Source organism: Desulforhabdus amnigena (assembly GCF_027925305.1).
GTDB classification, from domain to species: domain Bacteria; phylum Desulfobacterota; class Syntrophobacteria; order Syntrophobacterales; family Syntrophobacteraceae; genus Desulforhabdus; species Desulforhabdus amnigena.
The window spans coordinates 3,575,928-3,588,678 of the sequence record NZ_BSDR01000001.1 but is presented as its reverse complement, the minus strand read 5'-3'; the positions used below and the strand labels follow the sequence as shown (position 1 = coordinate 3,588,678).

The 12,751-nt window shown below is 52.7% G+C and carries 7 protein-coding genes and 2 tRNA genes; 3 read left to right on the top strand and 6 right to left on the bottom strand.

Annotated features, from left to right (window positions below):
• Positions 1–8 precede the first annotated feature (8 nt).
• Positions 9–1,538 carry a histidine ammonia-lyase gene (hutH, locus tag QMG16_RS15255; protein ID WP_281795638.1) on the top strand — a complete coding sequence of 510 codons (1,530 nt, stop codon included), beginning with the start codon at positions 9–11 and terminating at the stop codon, positions 1,536–1,538.
• 75 nt (positions 1,539–1,613) lie between these two features.
• Here hutH and QMG16_RS15250 read toward each other — a convergent pair whose 3' ends face one another.
• The 6 genes from QMG16_RS15250 to larC form a co-directional block, all read right to left on the bottom strand.
• Positions 1,614–3,377 carry a DVU_1551 family NTP transferase gene (locus QMG16_RS15250; protein WP_281795636.1) on the bottom strand — a complete coding sequence of 588 codons (1,764 nt, stop codon included), beginning with the start codon at positions 3,375–3,377 and terminating at the stop codon, positions 1,614–1,616.
• Positions 3,378–3,963: 586 nt separating this feature from the next.
• Entirely contained in the window at positions 3,964–6,624 is a 2,661-nt protein-coding gene (alaS, locus tag QMG16_RS15245) for an alanine--tRNA ligase (RefSeq protein WP_281795634.1), read from the bottom strand.
• A gap of 245 nt (positions 6,625–6,869) precedes the next feature.
• Entirely contained in the window at positions 6,870–7,910 is a 1,041-nt protein-coding gene (gene recA, locus QMG16_RS15240) for a recombinase RecA (RefSeq protein ID WP_281795633.1), read from the bottom strand.
• A 210-nt stretch (positions 7,911–8,120) separates the two neighbouring features.
• Positions 8,121–8,684 carry an RNA 2',3'-cyclic phosphodiesterase gene (gene thpR, locus QMG16_RS15235; protein ID WP_281795631.1) on the bottom strand — a complete coding sequence of 188 codons (564 nt, stop codon included), beginning with the start codon at positions 8,682–8,684 and terminating at the stop codon, positions 8,121–8,123.
• Entirely contained in the window at positions 8,681–9,940 is a 1,260-nt protein-coding gene (locus QMG16_RS15230; RefSeq protein WP_281795630.1) for a CinA family nicotinamide mononucleotide deamidase-related protein, read from the bottom strand. The genes thpR and QMG16_RS15230 overlap by 4 nt, the downstream gene beginning before the upstream one ends.
• Positions 9,941–10,048: 108 nt before the next feature.
• The gene (gene larC, locus QMG16_RS15225) at positions 10,049–11,221 is read right to left on the bottom strand and encodes a nickel pincer cofactor biosynthesis protein LarC (protein WP_281795629.1); all 1,173 of its coding nucleotides are present in this window, start codon (positions 11,219–11,221) and stop codon (positions 10,049–10,051) included.
• Between the two features lie 665 nt (positions 11,222–11,886).
• Between larC and QMG16_RS15220 the strand changes: the two genes are divergently transcribed.
• Together QMG16_RS15220 and QMG16_RS15215 are read left to right on the top strand one after the other, a co-directional pair.
• A tRNA-Ser gene (locus tag QMG16_RS15220) sits at positions 11,887–11,972 on the top strand.
• Positions 11,973–11,994: 22 nt separating this feature from the next.
• Positions 11,995–12,088 (top strand) — tRNA-Ser (locus tag QMG16_RS15215).
• Positions 12,089–12,751 lie beyond the last annotated feature (663 nt).

The following is a 12,751-nucleotide window of genomic DNA, read 5'->3' as shown; positions in this document are numbered from 1 at the left end:
GTTTCCTGATGAAAGAAATTCTTCTGGGCATGGACGGCATGACCCTGGACGACCTGGTGTCCATTGCCAGAGATGGGGCACAGGTCCGGCTGACTCGAGAATCCGAGGAACGCATCCGCAATACCTGGAACCTGGTCCAGAAGTGGCTCAAGGAAGAGAAAATCATTTACGGCATCACGACCGGGTTTGGCGCCTTGAGCGATGTCATCATTTCCAGAGAGGACACTCGACGCCTGCAGGAAAATATTCTCATGAGCCACGCTGCAGGCGTGGGAAATTTCCTGGACGAGGAAACCGTTCGGGGCATCATGGCTCTTCGCATCAAGGACCTTGCCAGGGGACATGCGGCCATACGACTGGAGACCGTTCAAAGGTTGATGGAACTCCTCAACCGCAAGGTTTACCCCCTGGTTCCGGAAAAAGGGTCTGTCGGAGCGAGCGGCGATCTTGCGCCCCTGGCGCACTTGGCCCTTGTACTCATGGGGCAGGGTGAAGCCTTTCAGGAAGGACGCAGGATCCCCGGTGCGGAGGCCTTGAGACAATGCGGTCTGACTCCCTGGCAACTGGAGGCGGGTGAAGGGCTTTCACTCGTGAACGGCACCCAAATGACAAATGCCATCGGTGCTCTGGCGCTCTACGATGCTTTGCAGCTTTCCAAGATGGCCGACATCGCTGCCGCCATGAGCCTCGAAGTGCTCATGGGCAGCCGCATGGAATTTGATCCGAGGATTCATGCGGTGCGGCCCCATCCCGGACAGGCGGCATCCGCCGACAACATGCGCCGCATGACTCAAAACAGTGAAATCGTCTCCTCACACAGGGACTGTTCCCGCATCCAGGATGCCTATACCCTAAGGTGTTCCCCTCAGGTCCACGGGGCCACCAAAGACGCCCTCCATTATGCGAAAAGAGTGGTGGAAACAGAGATCAATTCCTCCACGAACAACCCCCTCATTTTTCACGAGACGGAGGAATTCCTTCTGGGCGGGAATTTCCATGGCCAGCCCCTGGCCCTGGCAATGGATTTTCTCTGTATGGCCATTTCCGAGCTGGCCAATATATCGGAACGCCGCATCGAACGCCTCGTAAATCCCAAACTCAGCGGACTCCCCGCTTTTCTCGTAAAAGACGGGGGGCTCAATTCCGGCTTCATGATAGCCCAGTACACTGCAGCTTCTCTGGTTTCAGAAAACAAAATCCTTTCACATCCCGCCTGCGTCGATTCCATTCCGACATCGGCCAACAAGGAAGACCACGTGCCCATGGCCCCCATTTCGGCGCGAAAGTTCCGTGAAATCACGAGGAATGCATATTACGTCATCGCCATCGAATTCCTGTGCGGAGCCCAGGGCATGGACCTTTTCACCAACCTGAAGGCGGGCAACGGTAGCCGCGTGGCCTATCAGATGATCCGTGATGCGGTACCTCACCTGGAAAACGATCGCATACTGTCCAAAGACATCGAAACCATGGTCAAATTGATGTATTCGGGAAAAATTCTCTCACAGGTGCAAAAAAATATAGGGAAATTATTGTAGAAAGAGATGCAAGGCGATAGGGAAAGCGCGAAACGCTCTTGAAAAGCGATGACGGGCTGAAAAGAGCAAAATCGCTCAAAGTGGGTCACGCATGACTGTCTCATTCAACGTTTTGACTTCAAACCCGAAATCCTTGCACTCGATAACGTTCAGGCACCCATAATCCTGATGGATTTCAAACAGGCTTTCAAGAGATTTGCCCATCGCCTGGCATAGGATAATGCGGTTCACACCCGCATGGCCAACGATGAGGATATTGCCGCGAGTCGATTGCAATGCTTCATAGAAAGACGAAATGACCCTGCAGGAGCAATCCAGGAAGCTCTCCCCATAGGGCGGGCGGTAGTGAACCACATCCCTTCCCCGTTTTTCGTATTCCTCAGGGTACTTACAGCAGACTTCATCAAAAGAGAGCCCCTCCCATTCTCCAAGGTATATTTCACGAAAATTCGACAGCTTGACAGGCTCGAGGCCATGAGGCTTTCCTATGATCTCCGCCGTTTTTACCGACCGCGCCAAGTCACTGCAGTAAATACCCGCAAGCTGGATATGGCTCAATCTTTCCGCGAGGTTTTGAGCCTGCCCAAAACCTTCTTCACTGAGGCATAGATCCAACTGGCCGATATATTGCTTTCCTCGTCCCGGCAATCGAATGGCCCCGTGCCGGACAAGGTAAATTTCTCTCCGCCCCCTCGCTGAAGCGGCCCGTATGCCTCGTTCGTACCTCTCGATGATGCGATCGAAAGAAATCCCCAGGAGATGTTCAATGCGCTTTCTGACGGCTTTTCCATCTTCCAGCCGTTTCATAACGGCCTTTCGAATTTCATCCCCTTCCACATAACGTGCCAGGGGCCGTTGGAACCGGTCTTCAAGACTGAGCAATCGATCGTTTTCCACACATTTATCAGCGAGATAAATAAGATCCGATTCATCCAGGAACTGTTTTGGGGAACCCAAATCCATATGCAAAGCTACAATTTCCCCTACCCGCCGATAGCCCATTTCTTTCAATATTTTTGCACCAGTCGCAGCATGGTCCTTCTGCCCTTTGGCGAGATCGTGGAGGAATCCCGCAGCAACGACCAGGTCAAGGTCCAGGTTGAGGCCCACCCGGTTCAAATACACGGCCAGAATCCGTGCCAGTTCAGCAACCACGCGGGAATGGGCCCTCACATTCTCGCAAACATCAAACCGCTCCCACAGAGCTTCGCATTCCTGGATCGTGGGAATATCCCCTCTAAGATAATGATCTTCCAGCATCCGGAAATCTTGGGGAGTATTGCAGTTCATGAGGATCGCCTCATCCCGGACCTCCACGTCTTGAGCCTCTTCGTCGAAGCGTTCCAGAAAGCTCTTCAGCCCCCCGGGATGGTCCCAGGCGAGTTCCCCTCTCATGCAGATAGTGGAGATGATGGGCGGATGGCCCCTCTTTTTTCGAAAACAGGGATAAATGACTTTTGCCTGACCGTTTCGATACGCGCTGACAAGTTCATTTATCGTTCTTGGTTTTACCAGAGGAATGTCTACCGGCAGCAGGCAAAAAGCCTCGACATGAGGATCGAAACTCTGCACTCCTGCTAGAATCGATGAGAGCATCCCCCTGTCATAATGTTCATTGAAAACCCATTTGACTTTCAGGCGATCCAGAAAAGGGATGATCTCTTCTGCCCTGTGTCCCACCACTACATGCACATCCTGAATGCCCGCCTTTCGGAACAAAGTCACAGCCATTTCCAATAACGTGGCAGGTCCGATCCGGAGCAGAGGCTTCAGCGCGCCCATTCGCGAGGAACACCCCGCAGCCAATATCAGAGCTCCTATTTTCCCATTTTTCATCATATGTTTTTCCGGTCTTCCCCAAAAATCACCGGTTTTGCAGGAGTTTAAAGCTCAAGGAGGGCCCTGCATCCATCCGATGGGACGGAGAAAGGCCTTCAAATGAAATCTCCGTGTCCTCCGTGATTCAGATGAAATCTGACAATGTCGAGTTACGTTTCGACCAGGAGGGACAGACTGCCGGTTGCCAAAAAATTTAAAAAACCTTATATGTGAGCATCGCTAAAGCGACTATGAATAAAGAACCTTTTTGTTGAGATTCAAAAAAGGAGAAATCCCTTTGGAATGTCCCAAATGCAAAAGCGATTTGGCTTTTATTCGCTCCTGACGCCGGGTTTTCTGGCGCTGCCGGGAATGCGGCGCTTCGTATGCTCTGGAAGAACTCCCTGAAAGCCTGACGGACGAATTGGAAGAGCAGCTGTCCCGATGCAGGATCGATCGCATTTGATGGGTTTTGAAAACACAGCCGTCGAATGAGATCCACTTGTTGGGATGTCTTTTTTCTTAACAGAAGATCATTTTGACACTCCGAGGGGAAGAGCTATATGAAGCCCTGCCCCCCGGAGTATTTTGAAAAGGAAGGGAGAGATTAGGCAAGTTTTTCTCGAATCAATTTTGCAGCGAGATCCAGAGCATCTTCTAATTTTTCAGGCTGATTACCGCCTGCCTGCGCCATGTCCGGCCGTCCGCCGCCGCTTCCTCCCACCACCTTGACGATTTCCTTGATCAAGTTTCCAGCATGAATACGGGATGTTGTATCCTGGGTCACTCCCACCAACAGAAAAACCTTTCCTCCCTGGGCTGCACCCAGAACAATCACGCCACTTTTCAAACGCTCTTTGAACCGATCGTTTAGATCCCGCAAGGCCTTGGGGTTGTCTGTTTCCACCCTCGTCACCAGCACCTTCACTCCACCGACATCTTCCGCCCGTTCCAGAAGATCCGCAGACCGTTTGCTCGCCAGAGACGCTTTGAAGGCTTCCAATTCCTTTTCCAGCTGTTTTTGTTGGGCAATGAGCTTTTCCACACGTTCTGCAACATCGGCAGGACTCGTCTTGAGCAACCCGGCCACATCCTGCAGGATGCCCCTATGCTTTCGCAGATACGCCAAGGCGTGCCGCCCCGCCAGGGCCTCGATCCTTCGGACTCCCGCCGCAATGCCCATTTCCTGTACAATGACGAAGAGTCCAATATCGCCCGTGCGATGGGTGTGCGTACCTCCACAGAGTTCCCGGCTGAAACCCGGAATTTCCACCATCCGCACACGATCTCCGTACTTCTCTTCAAAAAGAGCCATGGCTCCGGTCTTGAGTGCTTCCTCGAGATCCATCACATGGACCTGCAAGTCCTCATTGGTGCGAATTTCGTCGTTGACCCGCTTTTCGATTTCAGCCAGTTCTTCCGGAGTTACGGCGGTGAAGTGAGTGAAATCGAAGCGAAGCCGGTCAGGCCCCACCAAGGAACCCGCCTGCTTGACATGATCGCCGAGCACGGAACGCAACACGGCATGAAGAATATGTGTGGCGGTATGGTGCAAAGCCGTATCCTTGCGGGCGACACTGTCCACCTTGAGCCGGACCTGTTCCCCCACTTTCAAAGAGCCCCCTTCTACCTTCCCCACATGGACGATGAGGTCTCCGGGAAGCTTCAATGTATCTGAAACCACAACCCTCCCCGAGGGGAAGGCGATTTCCCCAACGTCTCCTACCTGGCCGCCGGCCGCACCGTAAAACGGCGTCTCCGCAACTACGACTTCAATCGTCGATCCCGCTTCGGCTTCCTGGATCGATTTGCCTTCCCGCACCAGGGCCAGGACCCGCGATTCCGCATCGAGGCTTTCGTACCCCAGAAAACGAACGGTGACCCCTTGAGCCGACAAGTGCCGATAGGCTTCGGAAACTTCCCGCTCCCCACTGCCCTTCCAGTGCATGCGCGATTGCTCTCTTTGCTTTTCCATGAGCTGCTGGAATTCCGCCTCATCCACTTCGAGGGAGAGGTCCCGCGCCATATCGGTGATGATATCTATGGGGAACCCAAAGGTATCATAGAGTTTAAAGATCAGGGCCCCGGGAATCGTCTTTTTCCCTTCCTGCTGTAACTGTTTGATCTCATTTTGCAGGAGTCCCAGACCGTGATCGAGGGTTTCATTGAACCGCTCTTCCTCATTGAGGATGACCCGGGTGATGTAGCTCTTGTTTTCCAGAAGCTCGGGATAGGCATCCCGCATCGCCTCCATCACGGACACAACGACATCATGGAGAAAAGGCTTATCCTGACCGAGGAAACGCCCGTGGCGCAGAGCGCGGCGAATGACCCGCCGGAGTACGTAGCCCCTCCCTTCGTTGCTCGGCAATATGCCGTCTCCGATTAAAAATGCCGCAGCCCGGCTATGGTCCGCAATGACCTTGACGGAAACATCCTTTTCGGCTTTCGTTCCATAGTGGTAGCCGCTCAATTCCGCGATTCGGGTTCTCATGGGAGCGAAAAGGTCCGTATCGTAATTGGAAGGCACCTTCTGGATAACGGCCGCAATCCGTTCCAACCCCATGCCCGTATCGATGCTCGGCTTGGGCAGGGGTTCCAGCGTTCCATCCTCTTTACGGTTGAACTGCATGAAAACCAGGTTCCAGAGTTCGAGATAGCGGTCGCAGTCACATCCGGGCCGGCAATCGGCTCTCCCGCATCCCATGGCTTCGCCCTGATCGATGAGTATTTCCGAACAGGGACCGCAAGGCCCCGTATCTCCCATGGACCAGAAGTTGTCCTTGGTGGGGAAAGTGAGGATACGCTCCGCCGGCAGATAACGTTTCCAATATTCCCGCGCATCTTCGTCGGGACCCAGATTCATGAGGCTGTCCCCCTCATGGATGGTCGCGTACAGTTTGTCTTTGGGAAGCCCCATGACTTCCGTCAGGAAAATCCAGGCATACTCTATGGCTTCCCTCTTGAAATAATCCCCAAAAGAGAAGTTCCCCAGCATCTCAAAAAAAGTATGATGCCTGGCTGTGCGACCCACGTTTTCTAGGTCGTTGTGCTTACCCCCGGCACGCATGCATTTTTGACTCGTGGTCGCCCGCGAATAAGGACGCCGTTCCTCTCCCAGAAATGCGCGTTTGAACTGGACCATTCCGGCATTGGTAAAAAGGAGGGTCGGATCGTCGTGAGGGATGAGCGACGAACTCTTAACGGTAGTGTGGCCTCTTTCTTGAAAGAAATCTAAAAACGCCTTGCGGATTTCGCTGGCTTTCATCAAGTAAGGTCTCCTCGGGTTAGGTGCTTCATTATTTTTTTTGGATATCTGACATTCAGATACACATTTGTCAGGCTTTCTCTAAGGGAACTGGCGGATTTCACAATATCCCGTTATGCACCACGGAGACACGGAGAAGATTTTTGGAGTTCTTAAGGAATTCCTCTGTGATCTTTGTGCCTCCATGGAAAATGGGGATTTCAAGAACGACTCACTCCCCAGGTGCCCTATCCAAAAACTTCTTTTTATGCTTCTGCAACGGCAGCCGCTTCCTCTGCGGTCAGCGGAAATTTCAGATCGTGAATCTCCCGTATCTTGTTTTCGATCTCGACGAGCAGGTCGGGATGCTCTCTCAGAAAAGTCTTGGCGTTTTCACGACCTTGCCCCAGCCTCTCCCCGTTGTAGGAATACCATGTGCCCGCCTTATCCACCAGATTGGCATTCACCGCGAGATCCAGCACGTCTCCTTCTTTGGATATTCCACGACCGTAGACCACATCGAATTCGACTTCCTTGAATGGAGGAGCGATCTTGTTTTTGACCACTTTCACGCGGGTCCGGTTGCCGATGATTTCCTGGCCCTCCTTGATGGGACCGAGGCGCCGGATATCCAACCGCATAGTGGCGTAAAACTTGAGAGCATTTCCACCCGTGGTCGTTTCGGGCGAACCGTACATCACTCCGATCTTCATTCGAATCTGATTGATAAAAATGACGCAGGTCCTGGATTTGCTGATGGAGGAAACGAGTTTTCTGAGAGCCTGGCTCATGAGTCTCGCCTGCAGCCCTACATGAGGGTCTCCCATTTCCCCTTCGATTTCCGCTTTGGGCACCAGCGCCGCGACCGAATCGATCACGACGACATCGATGGCGTTGCTTCGCACCAGGATTTCGGCAATCTCGAGAGCCTGCTCCCCGTAATCGGGCTGGCTGATCAGCAGGTCCTCCACCTGGACCCCCAACTTGCGTGCATAACCGACGTCCAGAGCGTGCTCGGCATCGATGAAAGCCGCCAATCCTCCCATTTTCTGAGCCTCTGCAATGACGTGCAGCGCCAGAGTGGTCTTTCCCGAGGACTCGGGGCCGAAAATTTCAATGATGCGCCCGCGGGCAACCCCTCCAATTCCCAAAGCCAGGTCGAGAGAGAGACATCCTGTGGGAATAACTTGAATTTCAGCATGCGGAGCCCCCTCTCCCAGGCGCATGATCGCACCCTTTCCACACATGCGTTCAATCTGAGACATGGCCGCATCCACGGCCTTCTGCCGGTCGTCTGTGGCTCCCATAAAAAGGGCCTCCTTCAATAAATAATAGTCCGTGATAATAGAGGGCAGTGGTCAGAGGGGAGTGAAGAGGACAGATACGAGTCACTCGTTGCAGGAAAATACCCAGCGAACAATCTACCTCCAAAAGAACATTGCCGAAAGCCGGTCAGTGATCACGGAATTTTCTCTCCAGTCACTGCCAACTGAACACCGCTATATGAAACAACCAGTTCACTGTTTGAATGATGATCGAAATAACGGAGTATAACGGGCCCCTTCCGGCCTCAACTCGCTCTTATACAATACAAGCTCCGTAACGTCAAAATCTTCCGCCTCAAAGGCATGATATGTCATCAGGGCATCCTGGAGCGATCTCAAACGCTGCCGCCCCTTCACGCGCCCCAATGTCAGGTGAGCCTTGAAAGGGCGATCCTCCGCTTTGAAGCCCAAGGGAACCATCGCCTGCTCCACCTGGCCCTGCAGTTCCTTCAGGGGGGCTTCATCCCCTCGAATCCCTACCCAAACGACCCGCATTTGCTTGATCGTCGGGAATGCGCCGCACCCGGCCACCTTCAGCCTGAAGGATCGCGTGGAGGCCGCAATGACCTCAAGCGCCGATTGAATGGCGGGAATCTGCTCGGGCGAAACATCGCCAAGAAATTTTAACGTCAGGTGAATCCGCTCCGGCTTCACCCAACTCACATGAGCCTCTGTTTTCTTGAGTTCGCTCTGCAATCTTTGCAGCGACTCCTGAACATTAACGGGGAGATCGAAGGCTATGAATGTACGGATCATTTGCTCAATGTCCTCCAAAGCAATACCAGAGCGGTCTGGGCCGCACTCTCCTGGATGACTTCCCGGCTTCCCCTGAAAAAATGTTTCTCCACCAGCGTTTCCTCAGGGGTGGCGCAGGAGATGAAGACCGTTCCCACCGGCTTTTCAGGGGTTCCACCCGTGGGGCCGGCGATACCCGTGATGGCCAGAGCGACATTCACTCCCGCCTGGAGACGGGCTCCTTCAGCCATGGCGCGGGCAACAGGCTCACTCACGGCCCCGTGGCTTTCCAGGAGATCCCCCGGCACTTTCAAAAGCTCCATCTTGGCCCGGTTGCTGTAAGTGATGAAACCTCGATCGAAATAATCGGAAGCTCCGGCGACGGCCGTGATTCTTTTTGCAACCCATCCCCCGGTGCAGGATTCAGCCACAGCCAGTTTCCATTTTTTTGCAAGCAGTTGCCGTCCGATAACCTTTTCGATCGTCTCCTCATTGCGACCACTGATCCGCTCCGCGCCCAACCGGGCGACGACCTTCGCTTCCGCGGCATCGATTCGCTCGAGACAATCCTTTTCACTTTCCCCCGTGCTGAAAAGGGTGACCCAATTCTCACGCCCCTGAGGATAATACCCTATCTCGACGGCCATTTCCCGTGCATCCAGGTCATTCAATCTCTGGTTGATTTCGGATTCCAAAAGTCCCTGAACTCGAATCACCCGTTTCATACACCGGGTACGGAGGGGAAACCGTTTCTCCAGATCCGGGATCACCAGTTCGGCGAGAAGCGTTTTCATCTCATGTGGGACACCCGGAAGAAAGTAGCAGGGAATTCCCTGGTGCTCGATGAAAAATCCCGCCATCCCCTGTCCCAACTTAACAGCGCCTTCCGGCAGATCCGCCATCCTGGCCACTTCCGGAGAAAGGTCCCGGCCCCGTTGAGCGAGGCGCTCTTCCAGCCATTTCCTGTAATCGAGATGGGTCACCAGAGGCACCCCCAGAGCGATTGCAGAGGCCGCACTGGTTTTGTCGTCATCGGTCGGTCCCAGCCCTCCGGTCACAATGAGAAAACGGGATTTCAGCAGGCAGTGGGAAATCATTTCGACGATCTCTTCCACCTGATCCCCCACCGTGATGATCCGTCCCAGTCGAAACCCCCTGGCGCGCAATTCCCATGCGATATAATGCGAATTGCTGTCGGCAATGTCTCCCAAAAGGATCTCGTCTCCAATGGTGAGCAGGGAACCGACGATCTCCGATGTTTTTTGTGTATTCGACATGGCAGGCCTACCCCTTTTCACTACAACGCTCAACACCCGATCGCATCAAATCTTCTTTCCACTCACAGCCATCCCATTAAATTTGTTATTATAACGAATTATCCTGCATCAGCCATCCCTTGCCGACCGGGATGCGTGAAAAATTTCTTCGTATACTTTCCGAAGGGGCAATCCGTGAACCTCGGCAATCCGTTTGCATTCTTCATATTCCGGGAGGATTTGCCGCTCTCCTCCCGGCAGAATCACGGATTTGACGCGGCACAAGCCATAATGTGTCCCAATCTCCTTGATTTCACGGACCAGTTCAACGCGCTTCACCTCTTGCACCCGCACCCCAAGGGTGGTTGTCTCCCTGAAGAGAAGTTCCAGGACGCGAGGCTCGAGGGCTGGTTCGAGCAACACGCGGAGCAAAGTCCCTGGACGGTTTTTCTTCATCTGTATGGGTACCAGGGCGACATCGAGCACTCCCAGCGCAAACAATTGATCCAAAACATATCCGTAAAACTCGGGATTCATATCATCGATATGGGTTTCTACCATGAGAAGCTGCCGCTGGAGATATGAAACCGGGGCCGTCCCGCAAAGGATTCTGAGGAGATTCGGGGGATCGGAGGCGGGGTGGCTTCCCACACCATAACCCGTCGCCTGCAATGTCATGTCCGGCATCGGGCCGTAGGATTGCGCCAAAGCGGCGAGGATGGCCGCTCCGGTGGGGGTCACCAACTCCCTCTTGATGCCGCTGTCATAAACGGAAGCCCCTTTCAGGAGCAAAACTGTCGCCGGGCAAGGCACCGGCAAAACCCCGTGGTGAGTGTGAACAAAACCACCTCCGAGCGGAATGCGCGAGGCATAGACTTTGTCAATGCTTAGAACATGCAACCCGATGGCCGTCCCCACCACGTCCAAAATGGAATCCAGGGCCCCCACTTCGTGAAAATGGACCTGATCCATGGGCATTTGATGCACCCGGGCCTCCGCCTCGGCCAGACGCCTGAATATATCCAGGCTCATTTCCTTTACGGGATCGTCCAGGTCGCTCTTGAGAATGAGGCTTTCAATGTCTGAAAAAGTCCGCGAAGGCTGATGATCGATCTCTATGCGGACTCTTGTCCCGGCGATGGCGCCACGTTTTTCTTGAGTGACATGAAAGGAGTATCCTTTGACGGGAAGACGCTCCAACGCTTCAAGAAGCACTTTTTCAGGGACCCCCAAATCCAGGAGGGCTCCCAGGACCATATCGCCACTGATTCCGGAAAAACAATCAAAATACGCTATTTTCATTCTACGCTTTCATAGAAAAGGAGCCATCATCCCCCGCCTGACCGGCTCTTAAAAAAAATCCAAAACGATTCACTCATACAACCGTTTTCATTAACTCCCATGACCGGAACGGTCACAACGAAAAATGAAAAAGGCAAAGAGATGCAAGCCAATATGGAAAGCGGGAAACGCTCTTGAAAAGCGATGTTATCATGAGCCATGAGCCATGAGCCTTTTTTCATACTAACATTCCATACGACTTGCATTGTAATTTTGCAGTCGCTAAAGGGTCAAGAGCTTTAAAAAAATTAAATTTTACTTTTGTTCGATTGCACGGAGCAAGCAATATTTAGCCTCATGCTCCGAAGCTCGCCCGCGATCACTGTCACTTTGTAGCCTATAACAGCAATTCTCATTTTGGATGCCTCTCATGATATTGGCATTTCCGACATTCCCCCTGATCTCCCCTTCAAAAGAGGATTTTATCCTAAGAATTCCCCCCTCGAGGGGGGACAGGGGTCTCTCGGGAAATAAGATACCGGTACGACACCGAATTCCCCCCTCGAGGGAGGGGCAGGGGGGTGTAGGTTTTTCAAAATGAGAATTGCTGGCCTGTAACAGAAACTCTTGACAGGATAAAGGGCGGATGCTAGATTCACTCACTCCATCGCGGGGAACAAATAGATGGAGGGATGGCCGAGTGGTTTAAGGCGGCGGTCTTGAAAACCGTTGAACGAAAGTTCCGTGGGTTCGAATCCTACTCCCTCCGCCATCAACAAAGAAATGAACACACTGGAGAGATGGCCGAGTCGGCTTAAGGCGCTCGCCTGCTAAGCGAGTGTACTCTGTAAAGGGGTACCGAGGGTTCGAATCCCTCTCTCTCCGCCATATCCGGTAAGTCAGCCTATGAAATTATCTTCATGGGCTTTTTTATTTGCTTCAATCCGGACCAATTTTCGGACCAATCTATTTTTTCGAATATCAAACAACCCACTCTCCCCCCTCTCTGATCACTCCTTAAAAAATCCCGTTTCAGAAAAACGTTAAAAAATCAGGAAGCTCCTGATTGACAAGGATTATATTGCGGGAGCATAAAATCAGATGGTCTTTTTGACCTGTGAACGCTTTCGTCTGCTCGGGCACCCATTATTCGATTCTTCCGTTCTTGTGTTCCGGCTAGGCACCATGAAGGATTTTGTGTTTAAGCTTTCTGTATATAGTGATATGCGGAAACTATTCAATCACTTGTTCCCCCGGACGCGCTTCGCGCCTCCGGGGGAATCGCGGCGCTCACTTCGTTCGTCAAGCCTTCGGCTTGCCGTCCGCTCCGCAGGTGAACGCCGCGATTATGAGGTTGAAAGGAAGAGTGGAGAATGATATCGGAAATTGGTTTGATGTTCGGTGTTTACGTAATCACGAGAATGGCTTCCTTCTTGACGAGAAAGGGGGACCAAGCCGAGTCCTTTGCATGAAAATTCTTGCTACAATGAAAATTCTTGCTACAATTACTGTGTTTGTCACAGTGATCTGTGTGTTGGACTTACTAATGCG